The sequence below is a fragment of the Clostridium sp. genome (assembly GCF_047777555.1).
Lineage (GTDB): Bacteria > Bacillota > Clostridia > Clostridiales > Clostridiaceae > Clostridium_H.
This window is the reverse complement of record NZ_JBKEEV010000006.1, coordinates 31565-55085: the sequence shown is the minus strand read 5'-3', so window position 1 is coordinate 55085 and position 23521 is coordinate 31565. Positions and strand designations below refer to the sequence as shown.

The 23521-nt window shown below is 30.3% G+C and carries 24 protein-coding genes; 2 read left to right on the top strand and 22 right to left on the bottom strand.

The features are described from left to right. The first annotated feature begins 91 nt into the window (after window positions 1–91). Window positions 92–1276 carry a GerAB/ArcD/ProY family transporter gene (locus tag ACFWTK_RS10220; RefSeq protein WP_415875916.1) on the top strand — a complete coding sequence of 395 codons (1185 nt, stop codon included), beginning with the start codon at window positions 92–94 and terminating at the stop codon, window positions 1274–1276. 122 nt (window positions 1277–1398) lie between these two features. Here the strand turns inward: ACFWTK_RS10220 and yhbY are convergent, their stop codons facing one another. From yhbY to ACFWTK_RS10180, 8 genes are all read right to left on the bottom strand, one after another. Then, window positions 1399–1689, bottom strand: a complete 291-nt coding sequence (gene yhbY, locus ACFWTK_RS10215) for a ribosome assembly RNA-binding protein YhbY (RefSeq protein ID WP_415875915.1) — start codon at window positions 1687–1689, stop codon at window positions 1399–1401. Window positions 1690–1706: 17 nt separating this feature from the next. Beyond that, a complete protein-coding gene (gene obgE / locus ACFWTK_RS10210) occupies window positions 1707–2981 on the bottom strand; it encodes a GTPase ObgE (RefSeq protein WP_415875914.1) in 1275 nt (424 codons plus the stop codon). 72 nt (window positions 2982–3053) lie between these two features. After that, on the bottom strand, window positions 3054–3596 hold the full coding sequence (locus ACFWTK_RS10205; RefSeq protein ID WP_415875913.1) for a Spo0B domain-containing protein: 543 nt from the start codon (window positions 3594–3596) through the stop codon (window positions 3054–3056). A gap of 54 nt (window positions 3597–3650) precedes the next feature. Next, window positions 3651–3950, bottom strand: coding sequence for a 50S ribosomal protein L27 (gene rpmA, locus ACFWTK_RS10200; protein ID WP_415875912.1), 300 nt, complete (start codon window positions 3948–3950; stop codon window positions 3651–3653). A 3-nt stretch (window positions 3951–3953) separates the two neighbouring features. Continuing rightward, window positions 3954–4280: a ribosomal-processing cysteine protease Prp gene (locus ACFWTK_RS10195; RefSeq protein WP_415875911.1), complete on the bottom strand. Its 327-nt coding sequence runs from the start codon at window positions 4278–4280 to the stop codon at window positions 3954–3956. Window positions 4281–4282: 2 nt separating this feature from the next. Then, window positions 4283–4594, bottom strand: a complete 312-nt coding sequence (gene rplU, locus ACFWTK_RS10190; RefSeq protein ID WP_415875910.1) for a 50S ribosomal protein L21 — start codon at window positions 4592–4594, stop codon at window positions 4283–4285. A gap of 124 nt (window positions 4595–4718) precedes the next feature. Next, window positions 4719–6161 carry an Rne/Rng family ribonuclease gene (locus ACFWTK_RS10185; RefSeq protein WP_415875909.1) on the bottom strand — a complete coding sequence of 481 codons (1443 nt, stop codon included), beginning with the start codon at window positions 6159–6161 and terminating at the stop codon, window positions 4719–4721. 24 nt (window positions 6162–6185) lie between these two features. Then, window positions 6186–6803, bottom strand: coding sequence for an exonuclease (locus tag ACFWTK_RS10180; RefSeq protein WP_415875908.1), 618 nt, complete (start codon window positions 6801–6803; stop codon window positions 6186–6188). A gap of 183 nt (window positions 6804–6986) precedes the next feature. Between ACFWTK_RS10180 and ACFWTK_RS10175 the strand changes: the two genes are divergently transcribed. Continuing rightward, window positions 6987–7850, top strand: a complete 864-nt coding sequence (locus tag ACFWTK_RS10175) for a DMT family transporter (RefSeq protein WP_415875907.1) — start codon at window positions 6987–6989, stop codon at window positions 7848–7850. 85 nt (window positions 7851–7935) lie between these two features. Here the strand turns inward: ACFWTK_RS10175 and ACFWTK_RS10170 are convergent, their stop codons facing one another. The 14 genes from ACFWTK_RS10170 to ACFWTK_RS10105 form a co-directional block, all read right to left on the bottom strand. Next, window positions 7936–8646: a TIGR03936 family radical SAM-associated protein gene (locus ACFWTK_RS10170; RefSeq protein WP_415875906.1), complete on the bottom strand. Its 711-nt coding sequence runs from the start codon at window positions 8644–8646 to the stop codon at window positions 7936–7938. Next, window positions 8624–10486, bottom strand: a complete 1863-nt coding sequence (locus ACFWTK_RS10165) for a TIGR03960 family B12-binding radical SAM protein (RefSeq protein ID WP_415875905.1) — start codon at window positions 10484–10486, stop codon at window positions 8624–8626. The genes ACFWTK_RS10170 and ACFWTK_RS10165 overlap by 23 nt, the downstream gene beginning before the upstream one ends. A 74-nt stretch (window positions 10487–10560) precedes the next feature. Beyond that, entirely contained in the window at window positions 10561–11505 is a 945-nt protein-coding gene (locus ACFWTK_RS10160; protein ID WP_415875904.1) for a M50 family metallopeptidase, read from the bottom strand. Between the two features lie 3 nt (window positions 11506–11508). Beyond that, entirely contained in the window at window positions 11509–12231 is a 723-nt protein-coding gene (locus ACFWTK_RS10155) for a M23 family metallopeptidase (protein WP_415875903.1), read from the bottom strand. Between the two features lie 111 nt (window positions 12232–12342). Continuing rightward, window positions 12343–12531 carry a DUF1858 domain-containing protein gene (locus ACFWTK_RS10150; RefSeq protein ID WP_415875902.1) on the bottom strand — a complete coding sequence of 63 codons (189 nt, stop codon included), beginning with the start codon at window positions 12529–12531 and terminating at the stop codon, window positions 12343–12345. Between the two features lie 186 nt (window positions 12532–12717). After that, window positions 12718–13146 (bottom strand): SoxR reducing system RseC family protein, encoded by a 429-nt coding sequence (locus ACFWTK_RS10145; RefSeq protein ID WP_415875901.1) that lies wholly within the window; start codon window positions 13144–13146, stop codon window positions 12718–12720. A gap of 94 nt (window positions 13147–13240) precedes the next feature. Further along, window positions 13241–13654: a hypothetical protein gene (locus tag ACFWTK_RS10140; RefSeq protein ID WP_415875900.1), complete on the bottom strand. Its 414-nt coding sequence runs from the start codon at window positions 13652–13654 to the stop codon at window positions 13241–13243. 133 nt (window positions 13655–13787) lie between these two features. Next, the gene (locus ACFWTK_RS10135; protein ID WP_415875899.1) at window positions 13788–15344 is read right to left on the bottom strand and encodes an ABC-F family ATP-binding cassette domain-containing protein; all 1557 of its coding nucleotides are present in this window, start codon (window positions 15342–15344) and stop codon (window positions 13788–13790) included. A 202-nt stretch (window positions 15345–15546) separates the two neighbouring features. Further along, complete coding sequence (gdhA, locus tag ACFWTK_RS10130) at window positions 15547–16887, bottom strand: NADP-specific glutamate dehydrogenase (protein WP_415875898.1); 1341 nt, start codon at window positions 16885–16887, stop codon at window positions 15547–15549. Window positions 16888–17202: 315 nt separating this feature from the next. Further along, a complete protein-coding gene (locus ACFWTK_RS10125) occupies window positions 17203–17970 on the bottom strand; it encodes a tRNA threonylcarbamoyladenosine dehydratase (RefSeq protein WP_415875897.1) in 768 nt (255 codons plus the stop codon). Window positions 17971–18109: 139 nt separating this feature from the next. Next, a complete protein-coding gene (locus ACFWTK_RS10120; protein WP_415875896.1) occupies window positions 18110–20569 on the bottom strand; it encodes a sugar phosphate nucleotidyltransferase in 2460 nt (819 codons plus the stop codon). Between the two features lie 37 nt (window positions 20570–20606). Further along, window positions 20607–21806, bottom strand: a complete 1200-nt coding sequence (locus ACFWTK_RS10115; RefSeq protein WP_415875895.1) for a glycosyltransferase family 4 protein — start codon at window positions 21804–21806, stop codon at window positions 20607–20609. A 167-nt stretch (window positions 21807–21973) separates the two neighbouring features. Beyond that, window positions 21974–22915, bottom strand: coding sequence for an SPFH domain-containing protein (locus ACFWTK_RS10110; RefSeq protein WP_415875894.1), 942 nt, complete (start codon window positions 22913–22915; stop codon window positions 21974–21976). Between the two features lie 18 nt (window positions 22916–22933). Then, window positions 22934–23359 carry an NfeD family protein gene (locus tag ACFWTK_RS10105; RefSeq protein WP_415875893.1) on the bottom strand — a complete coding sequence of 142 codons (426 nt, stop codon included), beginning with the start codon at window positions 23357–23359 and terminating at the stop codon, window positions 22934–22936. Window positions 23360–23521: the final 162 nt, after the last annotated feature.

The window sequence follows — 23521 nt, the reverse complement described above, 5'->3', positions numbered from 1 at the left end:
TATTGTTTGTGAAAGAATAGAATATTATTCACTTAGCTGTAGATACTAGAATTATAATAAGGAAAAATTTATTAACAAAGGGAAGGATTTTATGGATAAATTAAACAGCAGACATCTCATATTTATTATTTTAGGAACTTGTATAGTTTCATATAAAACTTATCCAAATATAATTGTTCAATGTGGGAGAAGGGATTCTTGGATAGCAGTTTCGATAGCTTCTATATTTCTAATTTTATATGCTATTTATACTTTAAGAATTTTTATAAAAACTAAATGCTATGATTTATACAATATATATACTTCTGCACTAGGAAAAAATTTGGGAAGCATATTTTACATATTGTTTATTTTTACCCTGTTTTTAACTTTAGTCGAATCTGCTTCAGTGGAAGCTAATTCTATGCATCAAAATATGATATTAGAAACCCCAACTTGGTTTATACTTTTACTTTTTATAATAACTACTGCTTATTGTGTAAAAAAAGGGCTTAGACCTCTTATAATAACTACAATTGCCGGAATGTTCTTTGTAATGTTAGCAGGCACTAATTTAGGAATACTTACTCAGAAATACAAAGATAATAAATATCTATATCCTATATTGCAGTGGGGATTTGATAAGAATATGATTATAGCTACATTAAGATCCCTAGCTCTATATGGACCTATATCCATACTATTTCCATACCTAAATAATATAGTTGATAAACATAGAATAATAAAAACTTCCTTAGTTGGTATATTAATCGTAGTACAGATGCAAATATATTCACTTATAGGTGTAGTTACCACCTTTGGATACAAAAAAGCTTTAACTATATATTATCCTAAGTTAATTCAAACTCAGCTAGTAAGTCACTTTGATTTCTTAGAGGCCGGAGAGCTGTTTGTTATGCTGCAAATAGTAGGTGGATGGTTTATAAAATATATTCTAACCTTCTACGCATTTTTAAAATTAATAGAAATATTCTATAATAAAAAAAAGAGTACAGCTATATTGGTAATTTCCATATTAGTTTTTATCCTTTCACATTTTACTTCAAAAAACGGATTTTTGATGCTAAAATTGCTGGTTATTTATAATTATATTGTTTTAATAAACTTTATAATAATCCCTGCAATTATATTCACCATATATTCAGCTAGAGTTTCTAATCATAAATCCAATAAAGATGAATCCGGAGATAAATCCTCCAAAAAGGAAGAAAACTCAGAAGATGTTAAGCTCCTGGAAGCTAAGAAAAATCTTAACAGTAAAAACATTGACAGTTGACAATGATAGATAGTCTTGCTATTAGAAAACTATGATAAAACAAAATGCTGAATTAAGATATCTTAATTCAGCATTTTGTTTTCCACTTTAAACTAACTTTCCTAACATTCTAACTTTCTCTTTTATGGAAGTTCTATCTTTGGTTTATTCTTTGATTTTTTATAAAGTACTAAAGTGTTTCCTATAGCTTGAATTCCTTCACAATTTATTTTTTCACAAATTTCATCTGAGGCTTCTCTTGCTGTATATTCGCTATTATTAAGTACTTTTATTTTTATGAGTTCCCTTGCCTCTAGCGCATCCTCAACTTGCTTTAAAAATGGTTCATCTATTCCATTTTTGCCCACTTGAAAAATAGGCTGAATTGTATTTGCAAGTCCTCTTAAATAGCTTCTTTGCTTACTACTTATCATGTCTATCCTCCTAATAATTACAATAAAAATTCAAATTCAAAATCGTTTAGTCTTACTAAATCTCCATCTTCAATTCCCATTTCTTTTAATTCATCCATGATTCCTTTGCTCTTTAGAACCTTTTGGAAATATCTTAGAGAGTCTGGATCATTTACATTTACACTTCTTAAAAGTCTATCTACAAAACTTCCCTCTATAATATAAACTCCATCTTCCACTCTAATATCATAAGTAAATTTCTTGTCTTCCTCTACATACATTTCTTCTGGATCGATTTCTAAATCTTTTACTGGAATTGTACTTAAAATTCTTGCTGCTTCTTTTATTAATTCATTTACTCCTTCATTTGTAGCTGCAGAAATCTTAAATATCTTATCATATCCCATATTATTTAATTCATTTTTAAAGTTTTCAAAAACCTCTTCATCATATAACATGTCGCTTTTATTAGCTGCAATAATTTGAGGTCTATCCCAAAGTTTTACGCTATAATTCTTTAACTCCTCATTTATTTTCTTAAAATCATCTACAGGATCTCTTCCTTCAATTCCTGATATGTCTACTACATGTATTAAAAGTCTTGTTCTCTCTATATGTCTTAAAAAGTCAAAGCCAAGACCTACACCTTCTGAAGCACCTTCTATTATTCCTGGTATATCTGCCATAACAAAAGCTGGTACTCCTTCAACTTTTACCACACCAAGATTAGGCTTTAAAGTAGTAAAATGATAATTCGCTATTTTAGGTCTAGCTTTACTCACCATAGATAACAAGGTAGATTTTCCTACATTAGGAAATCCTACTAGACCAACATCTGCTAATAACTTTATTTCTAAAGTAATTTCTCTTTCCTCTCCTGGCATCCCTGGTTCTGCAAAATTGGGTGCTTGTCTTGTAGGTGTAGCAAAATGATAATTTCCTTTACCGCCTTTACCGCCCCTTGCGACTACACAAGAATCCCCATCATGAGATAAGTCCGCCATTATTTTATTGGTTTTAGTGTCTCTTACCACTGTTCCCATAGGCACTTTTATGTATAAATCTTCACCTTTCTTGCCAGAAGATTTAGAACCTGAGCCGTTTTGTCCTTTTTCTGCCACATATTTTCTACGGTATGTAAAATCTAATAAAGTGGTTAAATTTCTATCTGCTACAAGAATTACACTTCCTCCATTTCCTCCATCTCCTCCATCAGGACCTCCTAAAGGTACATACTTCTCTCTTCTGAAGGAAATAGCTCCATCCCCTCCATCTCCTGACTTTACAAATATCTTCGCTGTATCTATAAACATATATATCACCTTACCTCAATTTTTAATTTACGCCAAACAAAACTTTTAGTTATGCCATTTTTAAAACAATCCTTACAGACCAAAAGTCAATCTATAACCTATTTTGTTATTATACATATATTTGTGTAACTTTATGTCTTGTATTTCAGATTCAATTACCTGCCAATCTTCCATCCAATCTAGCTCATTAGCGCAGGACTCTTCGTTAGTAATAAGAATACTTTCTCCCATATCATCTTTAAATATATATATGTATACAAATTTACATTTGTTATTTTCAAGTTCATTAATTATATTATTTACTAAATCAATTTTTTTATTGCTCTCTGATTCAAAAACTTCTCTTGAAAAACTATCTATTTCTATATCGAGTTCTACTGAAACTTGTTTTTTTCTGAGGTTTTTTAAGAGTTTCTCCATAGCAAAAGCAAATCTATTATCACCTAGTGCATACATTCTACTTAACATCATGTTGTTTTTCGAAATATTAGCTATATAGTTTAAAGCTTCATTTTTTTTGTTCAACTGTAAATATCCATAAATTATTTGAATATCATTCATATGATCATGTCTTGCTCTTCTAAGTTCACTTACAAAATCATGAAAACTATCCATTCTAATCCCCCATCAATGAGTTTTAAAAAAGCACCCTTGTGTGGGTGCCTTAAACTATTCTGCTACTTTTTCTATTTCTACAGGATAAACACTAGCTTGTTTTTTATCTCTTCCAACTCTTTCATATTTTACTATACCATCAACTTTAGCAAAAAGTGTATCATCTCCACCTTTACCAACGTTAACTCCTGGATGAATTTTTGTTCCTCTTTGTCTTACTAATATATTTCCAGCAAGAACAAATTGTCCATCTCCGCATTTAGTTCCAAGTCTCTTTGATTCAGAATCTCTACCGTTTTTAGAACTACCTACTCCTTTTTTATGAGCAAATAATTGAAGGTTAATTAATAACATGAATTACACCTCCTCTACCTTTACATTTATATAGTCACCGTAAGTTATTTCAATGTTCTTTAATCCGAGCAACATAGTTTGAAGTAAAACCTGGCACTTTTCAACTTCTTCCATGGAATTCTTCTCTAAACTCAAATTTAAAAAACCATCTTCGATGTAGTATTCTACATCAATTTTTAAAACTTCCAAAATACCGATTAAAGTGGTTTGTGAAATCATAGATATAGCACTGCATACTATATCTTCTCCTTCTTCCTTAAACCCTGCGTGACCTTCTATTTTGAAAGCAATTAAGTATTCATACTTCTTTTTAAAAAAAACACTTGTCATAATTAAGCTTCAATCTTTTCGATTTGTAACTTAGTATATGGTTGTCTGTGTCCTCTTTTCTTTCTAGAATCCTTCTTTGGTTTGTACTTAAATACAACAACCTTTCTAGCTTTTCCTTGTTTAAGAACCTTAGCAACAACTTTAGCTCCGTCAACAACAGGAGTTCCAACTACTAAGTTACCATCTTTATTAACAGCGATAACATCAGTTAATTCAACGTTTGTATCTACTTCAGCATTTAGCTTTTCAACGAATACAACGTCTCCTTCTTGAACTCTGTATTGCTTTCCACCTGTTTCAATTATAGCGTACATTAAAATACACCTCCTTATAAGAGTCTCGCCGCCTTCGGTACGCAAACTTTTGCGTTTTTTGACCTTATGCGTGCGGTTTACAAATGCCATTGTAACATACAGGCTTTTGTTTGTAAAGATAAATTTAGCCATAAATCTTTAAATCTTCAAACTTTTTTATCTGACTTGCAAAAAGCAAAGGTTCCACTTTGAAATATTCTAAATTCTCCATAAAGTTTATATACACTTTCTTATCTAAACTATCAATTTCACCTATAAACTTTAAGACATCTCCTAAAATTTCCTTTTCGTATATTTTGTCTATTTCAATATATATATCTTTAATTTCATAATCATTGCTGATTTTTACTATATCATTTCTAATCAGTTTATTTAGATATGAAAGTTTTATTCTCTTTGCCTTTCCATGACATACATTGCAGTCTTCCTCTATATAGTCATAAATAGATTTTCCTCTTCTTTTTCTTGCAATTTGAACTAGATTTAGTTCTGTGAATGGGTATATAACTGTCTTTTTCTTATCATCCCTAAATCCTTCTTTTAATGTCTTCATTATTTTTTTCTTGCTTTCAAGACTATTCAAATCTATAAAATCTACAACTATTATTCCTCCTAAATTTCTTATCATTACTTGTCTTGCAATCTCTTCTGCCGCCTCTAAATTTGTGATAAAAGCAGTTTTATCTATGGAACTCTGTTTTGTATTTTTCCCCGAATTTACATCTATAACATACATTGCCTCTGTCTTTTCTATTACTATGTTTCCTCCACTTGGAAGGGCAACCTTACTATTTCTAAGAGAAAGAATTTCTCTTTCTATATTATAATAAGAAAAAATACTTTGCTTTTCTAAGTGGAGTTCTATTTGTGGATTTAAGTCTGATTTACCATTTACAAAGCTCTTTATGTATTCATAATCTTTCTCATCATTAAGTACTACCTTACTTGTTGAACTGCTTAGTACATCAATTCCTACTCTTCCCAAGCTTCCTCCTCTATATAAAAGACCAGGTTTAATAGAATATTTACCTTCATTAACTATTCTTTTATAATGCTCATATAATTCACTTATCTCTGTATTGACATCATCTATATCTACTTCTAAAGCATTAGTTCTAATCATAATACCAACGTCTAAAGGTTTAATTATATTTTCTTTTATGTATTCTTTGAAATTTTCATTATCACTAATCTTTTTAGAGAAATTAATTTTATTGTTATAAGTTATAATAACAGCATATCTTCCTGGAATACTTATAAAATTTGTAACTTTAGGGCCTTTCTCTCCGATGGGCTCCTTCATAACTTCTAGTAAGAGTTCATCACCCTTTTTTATATTTTCGTTATTAAATTTTTTATGCAGATACATATATGCATTTTTCTCAAAACCAATATCTATAAATGCACATTTAATGGCAGGAACTATATTTTTAACTATACCCTTATATATTTCTCCGGGAGAGGGCTCATTGTTTTCCTCTTCTATAAAGCATTCTTTTAATCTTCCATCTTCTTTTATTGCAATTCTTAAAATATCTTTTTCTCTTTCTATATAAACTTCTTCCAAAGATTTCACCTCATTTAGTACATTCTATAAATCTTTTATAAACCTTTCTTCAAGTTCATATCCATTAATAAGCATATTCTCCGCTATTCTCATTACTAATCTCGCATCTGGCAGTGCAATATGCCTATTTTCTATAGGGATATTTAAAATACTCAAAGCTCTATCTAAAGATGCATTTTGCTTCAGTTTATAAAATTTTTTAAATTCTGCAGATAAATCTAAATAATCTTCCTTCAAAAAAGGCATTGTAATATTATAAACTGCACATACCTTTTTTAAAATATCATACTCAGATCTTCCCCAAGATATCCATATTGTTTCTTTAGGAATATACAGTTCCTCCATATCTTTAAAAGCTTCACTTATATCTATTCCGTTTTCTATTTCTTCAAAAGATAGCCTTCCTCCATAAATACTTTGATGCTTATTTGGGGAAGACATAAAATATCTCGGCTTAATAATTTTGCTGTATTCATTAACTAAATTTTCACTTTTTTGTACTGCACCTATCTCTACTATTTCTTGAAAGTACTTTTTTGCCTTATTATCTATAATTCTTGTAGTTACAAATTCAAAATCTACAGCCATTATGTTATAAGGAACAAAAACTAAATTATCATCACTTAATAAATAAAAACTCATTTATGTTTTCTTCTCCATAGAGCATAAAATTTGTCATTTTTTATTATACCCTAACTTTCATGAAAGTAAAAGTTGAAAACCAGAAAGGTTATAATATGGCAAAACTTGATATGACAGGTTATACTAATAATGTTATACTAATAATATTCAATCACTCTAAACTATATAGAAAGGGATCATAATATGAATTTTACTAAATTAAACAACAAATATAAAGGCATATTATTTATAATAATGTCTGCTTTTGGCTTTGCTATGATGTCAGCTTTTGTTAAATTATCTGGAGATTTGCCCTCTTTCCAAAAAACCTTTTTTAGAAATATAGTAGCAGTCTTAGTAGCACTTATATCAATAGTAAGTCACAAAGGCAAATTCTTTGGAAAAAAGGAGAATCAAAAATTATTATTACTCAGATCTTCCTTTGGAACCTTAGGAATAATTTTTAACTTTTATGCTATAGATAAACTAGTTTTATCTGATGCTAATATGTTAAATAAACTTAGTCCCTTTTTTGTAATTATATTTTCATATATATTTTTAAAAGAAAATATAAACTTAAAACAAATACTATCAATAATAGTTGCTTTTATAGGAGCATTATTCATAATCAAGCCATCTTTTAACTCAGAGATAGTTCCGGCAATTATTGGAGTATTAGGTGCAATATGTGCAGCATCAGCATATACCTGCGTTAGAGCATTGGGAAATAAAGAAGCACCAGATACAATTGTATTTTATTTTTCTTTTTTCTCTAGCATTGCAACTTTTCCATTAATGCTGCTCTCCTATAATCATATGAGCATACTTCAATTAACTTATTTAATTTTAGCTGGAGTCTTTGCAAGCGTTGGACAATTTGGAGTAACTTATGCTTATAAGTATGCCCCTGCTAAAGAAATATCAATATTTGATTATTCAAATATTATTTTTTCAGCAATAATAAGCTTAATCTTCTTTGGAATGCTTCCAGATTATCTAAGCATCATAGGTTATATTATTATATTTATGGCTTCTCTATACATGTTTCTATATAATAAAAAATGCTGAATCAAGATAACTTGATTCAGCATTTTTATTATAAATTCTGGGTATAGAACTTTTTAACTATGCCATTAACCTTCTCTAAATTGCATCAATTAAAATATTCATTAAGTGGAAGCATCTTCTTCCCCTTATATGCAAACATATCTATTCTTTCAATATAAGTAAATGCCTCTTTATCCAATCCATCAATATTTCCTTTTAGATACTCCGTAATAAGCTGTGCTGATAAATTTTCCTTGCTTCCAGCAGTTACTAAAGTTTCTATATGAAGAACAGAGTCTTTTATACTAAATTTAAATTCTTTAATTAAAGGCTTTATATTTACTTCCTTTTCACCTTTTTTACTTCTTTTTACTATGCTCCATTCTGATGACTTCATTAATTTATTTAACTCTTCTTCCACATTCTTTTCATCAATACATCTTAAATCGAGAGTATATTTTGCAGCCTCTACTGCTGCCATAGCTTGAGGCAGCTTTTTCTCTCCATCTTTATCTTTAACTTTCACCACATCTAATACTTTAATTCCTGCGGGTGCATTTTCATTAAATTCTCTTTTTATATAATCTTCATCCACTTCTTCGCTAAACTCTACATCCATATATTCTCCTTTAGAATACACTCCCACAGAAAGAGGTTGAGCTATTGATAAAATTATATGAGGATTAAATCCTTTTGAATATGCTACAGGAAGGTCAGCTCTTCTAAGAATTCTCTGAATAGTTCTCATAAGTTCTAAATGAGATACATATTTTATATCACTACCCTTAGTATATTTAATTAAATATCGCATTTTCAAAACAAGCCCCCTCTTTAAAGCATTCTGATGTGTTTATACCACAATTTGTACATCCAAGCCTACAGTCGCGAGTAACTTCTGTCTTCTTAGCACGTTCATTCTCTTTTATTAAAAATTCCTTTGTAACTCCTATATCTATGAAATCCCATGGTAAAATTTCTTCATAATCTCTTTCACGATAAGCATAGAAATCTCCATCAACACCACATTCAGCCATAGCTTCTTTCCAAATTTCAAAGTTGAAGTATTCTCCCCAACCATCGAACTTAGCTCCTTTTTCAAAAGCCCTTACAAGAACATCACAAAGCTTTCTGTCTCCTCTTGCAAATACAGCTTCTATATAGCTAACTGGAGACTCGTGCCAATTATATACTATTTGTTTGTTCTTTATTGAGCCTCTTAAAAGCTTAATCTTTTCTTTAACTTGCTCCATAGTGTCTTGCGGTGCCCATTGGAAAGGTGTAAAAGGTTTTGGTACAAATATAGAAGTACTTAAAGTAACCTTAAGTCCTTTTTTCCTCTTTTCCTTAGGAACTTTATAATACTCTTCTACAACCTTTTCTCCAAGGTCTGCTATGCCAACTATATCTTCATTGGTTTCATATGGAAGTCCTAGCATAAAGTAAAGCTTTATAGTAGACCAACCTGACTTAAAAGCACTAGATACGGATTCCATAAGATCCTTCTCTGTAACACCTTTATTTATAATATCTCTCATTCTTTGACTTCCAGCCTCTGGTGCGAATGTAAGTCCTGTCTTTCTTACCTTCTGAATTTCATTTATTAATTCTACTGAGAAGGAATCTATTCTTATAGAAGGTAAAGATACTCCTACTTTTTTTTCTTTATACTTTTCTATTAAAGATCTTACAAGATTTTGAATATCTGAATAATCACAAATGCTTAAAGATATAAGAGAAACTTCTTCATATCCTGTAGATTTTAATAATTTATCTACCTGTTCTATTATTTTACCTGTAGTCTTTTCTCTAACTGGTCTATATATTATTCCTGCTTGACAGAATCTACATCCTCTAGTGCATCCTCTAAAAGTTTCAACAGTAACCCTATCATGTACAATTTCTCCATATGGAACTATTAATTTATCTGGAAATTCTACTTCATCTATATTTCTAATTACTGCCTTAGTAACCTTTGCAGGTACATCTTCATACTTAGGTTTAAATTCTTTTATAGTTCCATCTTCATTGTAGCTTACTTCATAAAGACTTGGAACATATATACCCCTTATTTTAACTGCTTCTCTTAAAAATTCTTTCTTACTTAACCCCTTCTTTTTGCATTCCTGATACATATCTAATACTTCATTTAATTGCACTTCGCCTTCTCCTAAGGCAAACATATCAGCAATGTCATAAAGTGGTTCTGGATTATAGGCACATGGTCCTCCACATATAACTATTGGATCTTCTTCACTTCTTTCAGAAGCTCTTACAGGAATACCTGCCATATCAAGCATGTTTAGTATATTGGTATAACTCATTTCATACTGTAGTGTAAAACCAACAAAATTAAATTCCTTTAAAGAATCCTTAGTTTCTAAAGTATACATAGGAATGTTATTTTCTCTCATAAGCTTTTCCATATCTGGCCATGGTGCAAATGCTCTTTCGCAGAAAGTATCCTTTCTTTGATTTAGGACATAGTATAGAATTTTAGTTCCTAAGTGAGACATTCCAACTTCGTATACATCTGGAAAACAAAAGGCAAATCTTATGTCTACCTCATCTTTATTCTTATAGAAAGAATTTAATTCTCCACCTGTATATCTGATAGGTTTTTCAACCTTATATAATATATCATCTGATATTTTATTCATCAATCTTCCTCCTGTGTTAATTCTTCAATCATATCTTTGTATTGTACCATAATTTTAAAAATAAAATCAATTGGTTAAAATTCTTTCTTATCTTCCTTCCATTGTTTCCATTCGTCAATAGTCATTTTAGCAAGCTTATCCATCTTATCTATTTCGTCTGTATTCTTCAAATATTCTTCTATTGTCATATTTCCATATATCTTTAACGCCTCCACTAATTCTTCTTCATATATTACATTTATTGCCTTCATCTCACTATCCAATACTATAAAAATATTATATTTATTTTTATCCACTATGCTCAAAGCATCTAACAAAGTCTTTTTGTAATATATGGACATACTTCTATTTCCTATATATCCTCTCTTTATAAATTTATATTTTTTTTTCACAATATCACTCATAATTAAATATACTATCCTTTCCTTTTCTTTATATGATGTAATTATTATTAAAACTCCTATAATGCCAATACCAATATATCTATATCCAAATACCACGAGCATTAAAAAATAACCCGTTATGATTATTCCTATACTAATACTAATATTAACTGTTATCTTGTTAGCTCTTTTATAAAATGTCCTGAATGATAGAATATCTCTAATTATTCTCCCTCCATCCAAAGGAAAGGCTGGAATAAGGTTAAAAATTCCTAATGATAAATTGCTCATATATAATATATCCAAATAACCACTTTGAAATCTAAGATTTAATAAATAAACAATGGCAGCAAAAACTAAATTAAACAAAGGACCGCTCAAAGATATTATTAAATCTTCCTTTGGATCAGCTTCATCTAGCTCTTTAAATTTAAGTACTGCTCCTATTGGCAAAATTTCTATGCCAAATCCCCTAAATCCCAACTTTTTAGCTGTTGCATAATGTACAAGTTCATGAAGAAATACAAGCACAAAGGAGACTAAAATCTTTCCTTTAAATCCTATGATTATGAGCACAATTATATAGGGAATAAAAAGCTTGCTGATTTTTATGATTAGCTCTTCTTTTTCTTTCATTGTTTATTTCTCTGCCCTAACCATCTTTTCTAAGCCTTTGTTCTGTCCCATAAATAGAATTTCAAAATGAACATTTTTTATATCATTATTTTTATTTTCTGCTATACTATCTCCCTTTTTTACTATGTCATTTTCCTTTACTAATACTTTATCTAAATTGGAATATAAAGTTTCTATACCCTCTCCATGATCTATTATTATATAATTTCCAAGATTAGTATCTTCTCCACATTCTTTTACTCTTCCATCATAGCTTGCAGAAATCTCTCCTTTTTCTGAAGTTCCTATGTTTATGCCCTCTTCTTCTTCTTTAATAATACCTTCAGCAGGTAATGTAAATTTTTCTCTTATTTTTTCTTTTATAGTTTCTCCTCCTGTAAATTTTGTTTTTATCTTATCTATGATTTCTACTGCTTTATCTTGAACACTTTCATCTTCATCCAAAGCTTTTACTTTACTTACAATTCCTTTATAATCTAAATTAGTGTTTACAACCTGTTTAGAATAATTATAAATTATTTGTGTTTGTGGAATTTGTATAATCTTACAAATGATAACTATTATAAGCATAACAAGTACTCCACATAAGTCTTGAATTATTCTCCTTGTTACAGGATTTCCCTTAGACCTTTTTTCTGAATATTTTTCGAAATAATTTTTACTGTTACTCCTTTTATTTATAATAGATTTATAATAATTTTCATACTGAGAGTTATAGTTTCCCATCTTTTATCCCCCTATCTACAAACTTACACTATAATATATATTTGCTTAGAACTATTTCTATTACAATGAATAAAAAAAAGGCACTTCTTCATATGAAATGCCTTTTTACTGCTATTCTTTATTTAGTGCTTCTAACAAAGCATTTAAATCAATTCCATGTACCATAGCTGCCTCTTCAAGAGTTTCACCTTGAGATGATGGACACCCTACGCATCCCATTCCAAAGTCCATTAAAACTTCTGCTTTTGATCTGTCTATCCTTATTACTTCTCCTATTGTCATATCTTTTGTAAATTTCATAATATAATTCTCCTTTTCTTTTAATACTGTAGGATATGATTTAAAATTGTAGAATTCATTAGATTTCAAAGCCGTTTGAAATCACATTTCATTCACCAATTTTTAAAACATAGCCTATTATATATTTCCCCAATAAGATAAAAAATAAGCATTTTCTAAAGTGCTGTCTTTAGAAAATGCTTGTTTTTATTGATCCACAATTTGAGTCATTTTTAAAGAATATTCTTCTTTTTGAGCAGTTTTTTTGCTAATCTTACTTAAGATCCAGTATGAAATCCCAAGAGCTACAATTCCCAATAAAAAGCTTAGAATTTCAGCATTTCCATATCCTAACGCAGCGAATACTTTCATACCTACTCCTATTCCAACTGCTAGCATAATCAATGGAAAAACATATACCCATAAAAGCATTTTGTTAAAAGCATTCTGCTTCATTTCAACTTTTACCTGATCACCTATCTTAGCTCCCAGTGTATTTTTTATTTCAGTTGTAACCCCTGCTGTTGAACAAGCTAACTTACAGCTAGCACAGCTGTCTCCACAGCCTCCTTGTCTTTTAAATGCAACTACAGCATATTCTCCATGAATAGAAGTTACATATCCTGTTTGTACCATTGCAACCAACTCCTAAAAGTGTTCTTAATCACTACGTTTTCGTTGTTATTATATCATATATCTATTTAAATTTCTAAGATTTTAATCACACTTTTTATTGAGGAATAAACATAGTTTGAGTAGTATATATCTTATCACAAATTACGGATACATCTACTGATACTGCATATCCTGGTTCAGCTAATCCAACTAGGACAGGTATAATACCCCTTTCATTATTTTCTATCACTCCTGAATAATAAACATCTCCAGTTTTATAATGACAGACTATCCTAACCTCAGCTCCTGCTGGACCTGTCACGGTTATATTTACAATTGAATTTTGTGAAGGTAAAGCATTATCAACACTTGCTGTCACGTTAGGAGAAGATTTTTCAATTTCAACTTGAAGAGCAAATGCTGTTTGTCCCTTAACATCAGCCATTACTACTTCGGCAACTAAAATAAAGAGAATCGTTGTTACTATTATAACAAGTCGTTTATTGTTTAGTCTTATACATCTTATCATTTCCTGTCCTTCTTTCATTATCCTCATTATATTGAATATTAAAGATATGAACTACAAGAATGCATAGTAACACTAGGTAAAAGTAGTATATAACAATATTATTATAATATACTTAAAATAATTAAATTGATGTTTATATTATTTTAGTTGTCCACTCCTCACAATTCCATATTTCAGTTACTACATCTCTATAAAATTCTGGTTCATGGCATACAAGAAGTATTGTTCCCTTGTATTCCTTTAAAGCACGTTTTAATTCTTCTTTTGCATCTACATCAAGATGGTTTGTAGGTTCGTCAAGAATTAATATATTTGTTTCCATATTAATCAATTTTGCAAGCCTAACTTTCGCTGCTTCTCCTCCTGAAAGCACCATCATCATACTTTCAATATGCTTTGTAGTAAGCCCGCATTTAGCAAGTGCTGCACGTACCTCATACTGAGTATATCCAGGAAACTCATTCCAAAATTCCTCTATACATGTATTTTTGTTTCCTTCCCTACTTTCTTGCTCAAAGTAACCAATGTGTTGATAATCTCCTAAGATTACTTCTCCACTTATGGGTTTAATTTGCCCCATTAAACTCTTAAGAAGAGTAGTTTTACCTAAGCCATTAGAACCTACCAAAGCAATTTTTTGACCTCTTTCCATAGAAAGATTAAGAGGTTTTGTTAGTGGATGATCATATCCTATAACTAAATCCTTAGTTTCAAATATCATTTTACCTGAAGCTCTGGCCATCTTAAAATTAAAAGTTGGTTTTGGTTTTTCATGAACAAGTTCAATTCTTTCCATTTTATCAAGCTTCTTTTGTCTAGATTTAGCCATATTAGCCGTAGCTACATTAGCTTTATTTCTTGCAACAAAATCCTCTAGCCTGGCAATTTCTGCCTGTTGTCTTTCATAAGCTTGTTCTAATTGTTTCTTTTTAGCTTCATATATTCTTTGAAACTCATTATAGTTGCCTACGTATCTTGTAAGCTGCCTGTTTTCCACATGATATATAATATTAACTACTGAGTTTAAAAATGGAACATCATGTGATATTAATATAAAAGCATTTTCATACTCATTTAAGAACCTCTTAAGCCATTCAATGTGTGCCTCGTCTAAATAGTTAGTAGGCTCGTCTAAGAGTAATATATCAGGAGTTTCAAGTAAAAGCTTAGCAAGCAAAACCTTTGTTCTTTGTCCTCCACTTAAATCTGTAACATCTCTATCTAGACCTACATCTAAAAGTCCAAGTCCTTTAGCTGTTTCTTGAATCTTAGCATCAATAACATAAAAACCGTTATGATCAAGCATATCCTGTATTACTGCTGTTCTTTCAAGCATCTTCTCAAGTTCTTCTGGAGCTGCCTCTCCCATTTTTCCATAAAGTTCATTCATCTCAGTTTCTGCATCAAACAGATATTTGAAAGCCCCTCTTAAAACTTCTCTAATTGTAAGTCCTTTTTCTAGTACAGCATGTTGATCCATGTATCCAACTCTTACATTATTGGACCACAGAACTTGTCCCTCATCCGGCATAAGCTTACTTGTTATAATGTTCATAAAGGTAGATTTACCTTCTCCATTGGCTCCAATCAGCCCAACATGCTCTCCTTTTAAAAGTCTAAAGGATACATTCTCAAATATTGCTCTATCTCCAAAGCCATGGCTTATATTTTTAACTGTTAGTATACTCATACTTTATTTTTCTCCTTACGTACAAAATTACACAGTATATAGTTTAATTTATGCGAATATGCCTTGTCAAAGAAATTTTAAAAAAGAAAGCCATAAGCATAATTTATCAAATAAATCAATGCTTATGGCTTCTTAAACACTTTTTAACTTTAATCCTTTTTACTTGCTTTGTGTTCTCTAAATCTCTTAACTTTTATATTTTTTAAACTACTCCTTGTGCCATCATGGCCTCTGCAACTTTTACAAATCCAGCAATATTTGCTCCTACTACAAGATTATCTTCATATCCATATTCTTTAGCAGCCTTAGATGAATTTTTATAAATATTTTTCATTATATCTTTTAGTTTTGCATCTACTTCTTCAAAAGTCCAAGAATATCTCATGCTGTTTTGAGACATTTCTAAAGCAGAAACAGCAACTCCGCCAGCGTTAGCAGCTTTTGCAGGTGCAAAAAGAACTTTATTATTTATAAATACATCTATAGCTTCTAAAGTTGAAGGCATATTAGCTCCTTCTCCAACAGCAATTACTCCATTTTTAACTAGCATCTTAGCGTCTTCTTCATTTATTTCGTTTTGAGTAGCACAAGGAAGAGCTATATCACATGGTATACTCCATACGCCTTTTCCTTCTGTGTACTTAGCTTCAGGATGATATTTAACGTACTCTGTCAATCTCTTTCTTTCCACTTCTTTGATTTTCTTTAATACAGCTAAATCAATTCCATTTTCATCATAGATATATCCATTAGAATCACTGCATGATACTACTTTTGCTCCTAATTGTTGAGCTTTTTCTATAGCATAAGTAGCAACATTACCTGCTCCAGATACAACTACAGTTTTTCCTTCAAGGCTCATACCTTTTGCATTTAACATTTCATTAACAAAGTAAACTAATCCATAACCAGTTGCTTCTGTTCTTGCAAGGCTTCCTCCAAAAGTTAATCCTTTTCCAGTTAAAACTCCTTCATAAGAATTTGTCATTCTCTTATATTGTCCATATAAATATCCAATTTCTCTTCCACCTACTCCAATATCGCCAGCAGGTACATCTATATCTTTTCCTATGTATTTTGCAAGCTCTGTCATGAAGCTTTGACAAAATCTCATGATTTCTCTATCAGATTTTCCTTTAGGATCAAAATCTGAACCACCTTTTCCTCCTCCTATTGGAAGCCCAGTAAGAGAATTCTTAAAGATTTGCTCAAATCCTAAAAACTTAATAATGCTTAAATTTACACTTGGATGAAATCTAAGTCCTCCTTTATATGGTCCTATAGCACTATTAAATTGAACTCTAAATCCTCTATTAACCCTAACCTTTCCTTCATCATCTACCCACGGAACTCTAAACATTATTTGTCTTTCTGGCTCAACAATTCTATCTAAAATTCCCTCCTCAATATATTCAGGATGTTTTTCTAAAACTGGAACTAAAGACTTTAAAACCTCTTTTACTGCTTGATGAAATTCGCTTTCACCTGAATTTCTTTTTAATATACCTTCAAATACCTGTTCTACATATTGTTTTGCTTCCATAAAACAACCCCCTAGTATTTTATTCCTTTGTTATTTAATATAATATCATAAATTTAATAAAACTAACATAGTTTTTTTTAAACTTATATAAATTTTTGCAGTTTTTTTTAGCAATTTAATAATATTTTTATATACATGCTTTATTTTCGAAAAATAAATTTAATTTATATATAAATCATAATAATTGTTTAGTATACATCTTTTTGTACTTATTATGCAATATTAACCTATAAATTATTGCAAATGGCTTCAAAAAAGTTAAAATACACTGCTTAAAAACTGCAGTGTATTTTAATTTATTATCTAATTTATTAATCATAAAGTTTGCTCTGATTTTAAAATATCTTTAATTATTTCTCCGGCCATTATCATACCTGCAACAGGTGGAACAAAGGATATACTTCCTGGAATCTGTCTCCTATGTGAACATTTTTTACTTCCTCCTGTGCATACACAGCCTTCCTTGCAGGTAATAACTTCTTCTAATTTGGGCTTAAGAGGTGCTTCTTCTGAATACACTACTTTAAGTTCCTTTACATTTCTTTTTCTAAGTTCGTATCTCATAACCTTTGCTAAAGGACAAATCTTGGTATTATAAATATCTGAAACTTTAAATGCTGTTGGATCCATCTTATTTCCAGTACCCATACAGCTTATTATATTTATATTTTTTTCTTTGCACCAAACTATAGTAGAAATTTTAGATGATACAGTATCTATAGCATCTGCTACATAATCTGCATCTTCTTTTATTATTTCACCTATGTTATCTTCTTTTATGAATGTTTCGTAAACTTCTACATTACACTTAGGATTTATATTTAATATTCTATCTCTCATAACCTCTACTTTTGGCTTGCTTATAGTATCAAATTTAGCATGTATCTGTCTATTTAGGTTAGTTAAACAAACAGTATCATCATCCACTATAACTAAATTTCCTATTCCTGCTCTTACTAAAGCCTCAGCAGTAAAACTTCCAACTCCACCTAAACCTAAAACTATCACTTTGCTGTTTTTTAATCTATCTAATCCTTCTTTCCCAATTAATAATTCAGTTCTCGAAAATAAATGTTGTTTCATAAAGCCCTCCTATATCCTACTTTTCCTATAGGATATATTAAGCAATTATCATGTGAAAGTCAATATATTTTTATAAACCTCACCTAAAATCAAGGTTAATAAATAGCTCAATTACTTTCTTTATTTGAAAGTAATTGAGCTATTTATTAATACAATTATTCTCATCAACCATCTCTTCAATTTTTTTAGCAAACTCATTGCTTATTTTTTCTACTAACTGCACATCTTTAGATTCCGTATATATCTTGCATAAAGGCTCCTCTACATCTGGAATAACAAGTATCCAAGCATCTCCGTATTCAAATTTAATTCCTTCTATAATTTCTGTAACTTTATAATCCATTTTCTCCATTAAACTGCGCATTATTTTTCCTTTAATATTGGAAGGGCATCTTACCTTTTGTTCTTTCTTATGATAAGTAGAAAATCTAGATATAATTTGAAATAGAGAAATGTTATCATTTGCCATTAAATTTAAGGTAAACATCAGTATTCCTACAGCATCTAAAGTAATCAAATATCCATTTATAATATCCATTTTTGTTAAACTTTTTTCATTTTTTATATACTCATCTAAAATACTCTTTTGTGATGTCTTTGTTCTTATAAATTTAACTTTACACATAGAAGCAACTTTTTTTATTGCTTCAGATGAAGTTACTGGTACCACTAAGGTATTAATTTTAGAGTATTTCAACATTATAAAATACCTTAATGCATCATATGAATCTTCTTTTATTATATTTCCTTTTTCATCTACAAAAATTGCATATTCCCCTTCATCGGAAATATATACTCCTAAATTAGCTTTGTTTTCTATAACATTCTTGCTAAGCCCAACTAAATCCTTAACCTTTTCATATAATACAGCATTAACTTCCAGTTCAGAAAAAATTTCTTTTATCATATAACATATTAAGGAATTTCTAGTACTTATTACCACCTTATATTTTTTTAGTTTAATCTTTTGTACTTCTAATTTATTAATAATGGATCTGATATAGTATTTTTCATTATTATCAAAAGGAACTACACTTTTAAAGCAATCTGTCCTTACCCTTCTAAAGTCTTCTCTTATAAAACTATTTTCAATTTTTCTTTCCATGGATTTATCAATATCTATACCATTCTCATTCATAAATAATATATTAACCTTTTGTGGATTATCTCTATCTACTATAACGTGAATAGCTCCGCTAACTCTGAAAAACTTAACAGCATATCTTGTCATAGCTGTAGTCATTTCTTTCAGATCATAAACTTCCATGCCCATAGATAATAGCCCTGTAGCAAGAGAATATCTAATCATCTGAGCCGCTCCATTATCATTACAGCTTATAGCTACTCTACTTCCACATCTTAGCATGGAGCCGTATGCAGAGCCTAACTTTGAGACAAATTCTGGAGTTATATCTATGTTTATACCTCCACTTATCCCTTTCTTTCCAAAGAGAGTTCTAGAAAACTTTTCACCCCAGATAATATTTGACTTTACTATAGTATTTGACTCTATTAACTTGTTAGGCCATATTTTAACTCCCGGCTTCACTATAGATTTTGTTTTAATTAATGTATCGTCACCTATTGCAGTACCTTCGAATACTGATGTTCTCGATTCTAACTGTACATTTTTACAAAGAACCGTTCCCCTTACCTCTGCATTGTTTCCTATATAACAATTGTCAAATAATATGCTTCTTTTTATAGTTGCTCCAGCTGATATAATGTTGTTTCTACCAAGTACAGTATACGGCCCTATCTCAGCGCCTCCATATATTCTCGTATTATTTCCTATAAATACAGGAGGTATTATCTTTGTTTTTATATCTATTTCACAATTTTTTCCTACCCATATTTTATTTTGATGTTTTTCTAAATTCACTTTTAATTTAGCATTTCCTCTTAATATATCGAAGTGACACCTATTATACTCTTGAATAGTTCCAATATCGCACCAATACCCATCAGCAACATAGGTATATAAAGTTTCTCCATTATTAATTAGCATAGGGAATAAATCCTCACTAAAGTCGAATTTTTTGTTTTTTTCATAATATGAGAAAATTCTTGGTTCCAATATATATATCCCTGTATTTACCTTATCACTAATAACTTCATTCCATCTCGGCTTTTCCAAGAATTCAGTAACTCTTCCTTCTTTATCAGTTAAGACTACTCCATATTCTAAAGGGACTTGTACTTCTTTTAGTACTAAAGTCCCTATAGAATTTTTACTCTTATGATAATCAATAACTTTAGATAAGTTTATGTTTGTTAATGAATCTCCACTTATAACAATAAAAGTATCATCTAAAAAATCTTCCGCATTCTTTACACTTCCCGCTGTTCCTAATGGAGTTTCTTCAATGAAATATGTTATCCTAACTCCAAACTTATTCCCATCTCCAAAATAGTTCGTTACTTCATCTGCTAAGTATTGTAAGGTTATTCCTATATCCTCTATGCCATTTTTCTTTAATAACTCTATTATATATTGCATAATAGGCTTATTCAGTATTGGCATCATAGATTTAGGTGTATTACAGGTAAGCGGCCTCAGTCTGCTTCCAAATCCGCCTGCCATAATAATTGCCTTCATGCACTTCACTCCTCTTACAATCCTTATCTCTACATCTCTACTCCTGACCTGCCCACTCAGTTCCTTTAGCTTCTTCTAGTACCTGTTTATATACTTCAGTTGTAAGCTCAGCAGCGCGTTGCCAAGAGTAGTTTTCCTTTACACTTTTTAATCCATTCTCCCTTAATTTATTTGCCAATTCAGTATTATTTAATAGTTCTAGCAAACTGTCATTTAAACTACTAGTAGAGCCACTCATAAATTTCAACCCATTAATTCTGTCCCGTATTATTTCTGAAAATCCTCCTATATCAGAGACAACCACAGGACATCCTGCTGCCATAGCCTCTAAAGCCACTATTCCAAAAGGTTCATATATAGAAGGGAAAACCGCTGCATCGGATATTCGATATAATTTATTCTTTTCTTCCTCACTTACATATCCTGTGAATATGACTTTTTCTTCAAGTCCTTCATTTAATACCATATCTTTTAATTCTTCTGTCATGCTTCCTGTCCCAGCTATTACAAATTTAATTTTATTATTTTCTTTTAATATTTTAGGCATTGTATTTATTAGTATATGTATTCCTTTTTCAAAAACGTGTCTCCCTATATATAAAACAATCTTTTCATCTTCTTTTGCATATCTTTTCCTGACATTGTATAAGTCATTTTTTTCCAAAAAGTTTTCAACCTTTACTCCATTAGGTATAATCCATATTTTTTCTCTCGGTGTAGAAAATACATTTGCAATCTGTTCTTTCATATAATTACTGCAAACAATTACCTTCCAAGCTTCATATGTAAGATTCCATTCTGTAGAAGATATATAGTTTTGCATATCTGTTTTAATTCCACCATTTCTTCCATATTCGGTAGCGTGGATAGTGCCTATAACTGGTATATTATAAGCCCATTTTAGGGTTTTAGCAGCAAATGCGGAAAGCCAATCATGAGCATGTATTATATCCATTCTTCCTTGTGATTTTATTATCCTTATACTTTCTTCTATCATTGCAAAATTTAACTGCATTACCCACTTTACAAAATCTTGAGTTTGTATTTTATACGGTTCTACTCTATAAATAAAAACTCCATTATCATTTTCCTTTATAGGAGCTGTCCCATCTTGACAGGTTACTACATGAACTTCATGCCCCATTTCACACAAACTATGGGATAAATAATAAACATGATTGGATAAGCCTCCAACATTTTTAGGTGGATATTCCCATGATAACATTAATATTCTCATTTATTTACTACGCTCCTTTAACCTGTATACTAATCTTTAGATTAATTTATTCTAATTTTTATTATAATGTATAAATATATATTTTCAACCATTTTATGTAAATATACTTCAAAAGAAAAACAGATGCTTAATCTAAGCAACTGTCTTTCCTTTCACCATACTTTAAGTTATTTTTCATTTTTAAGCATTTCACCTATAGCCGCTATGCTGCCAAGAGAAGATAAAGTTTCATTTGGAAGTATAAGTTTATTTGCAGGGGAATTTGCCATTTCTTTAAGAGCTTCTACCTGTTTTAAAGCTATTACAGTTTCATTGGTTCCAGATTCAATTATAGCTCTATTAACTCTATTTATCGCCTCTGCTTCTGCCTTAGCCACAATCTCTATGGCTTTAGCTTTACCTTCAGCTTCAAGAAGCTGAGATTCACGAAGCCCTTCAGCACGTCTTATATTAGCTTCTTTTTCTGCTTCTGCCTGAAGTATTCTTGATTGCTTTTCTCCCTCTGCTCTTGCAATTTCACTTTGCTTTTCACCTTCAGCTTGTAATATTGCAGCTCTCTTATCTCTTTCTGCTTTCATTTGTTTTTCCATAGCCTGCTGAATTTCTGCTGGTGGTATTATATTTTTTATTTCTACAGAGAGAATTTTAATTCCATAGGCATCTGTAATTTCATCGATTATTTCTAAAAGCTTGGAGTTAATTCTATCTCTTCCTGATAAGACCTCATCTAAAGACATATCTCCTACTATATTTCTCATATTTGTAATAGTAGAGTAAATTATACCTGATTTATAATCTTCAATATTATAAACTGCATCCTTTGCATTTAAAACCTTAAAAAATATAACATTATCGATAGAAATTTTAACATTGTCCTTAGTTATAACACTTTGAGGTTGTATATCTAAAATTTGCTGCTTAGTTGATATCCTTTTTCTTACAAAGTCTGCAAATGGGATTGTAAAGTGCCATCCTGGCTCAAGAGTCCTATGATATTGACCAAATCTCTCTACAATGTATACATATCCCGTATTTACAATTTTAATAGATGATATTAATGAAACTAGGATTATCACTAAAATTACTATACCTAAAATATTAAAAAACATTTTCTTGCCCCTTCCTTATTATAATTTCTTAATTACCAATTTATTACCTTCGATACCAATGATCTTAACCTTATCCCCTTTATTTATACTCTCCCCTTCATTTTTTACAGTCCAGTATATTCCTTCGTATTTTATTGTAGCTTTATCTACTATATCTTTATCAATTGTAAATTCTCGTCCAATGTAATTCTCTTCCATAGTCAGAGTTATGGGAACAGTTTTTTTAATGGTCTTTTTAACATATGGATAACCTACAGCCATTAAAGCTATGCTTAACCCTACAAAGCTAATAAATTGAGCTGAAAAAGAAAATCCTAAAATTGCAAGTATCAATGATACAATTCCTCCAATTGTAAACCATATAAATAAGAAACTACTAGTTACTATATCTATTCCTAAAGTCACACCAGCTATAATTATCCATAATATTATATATCCCCTCATAATTAATATCACCTTCTTTCATTAAATATTCTCAATAATACTACAAAGTTATTATACATTAAATATATGCAATTTAACATAATTAGTAAAATTATTCTTTCCTTAGTTTATGTACATTGATGTTCGATATAATATGTTGACAGACAAGCATTTTAGGGGTTA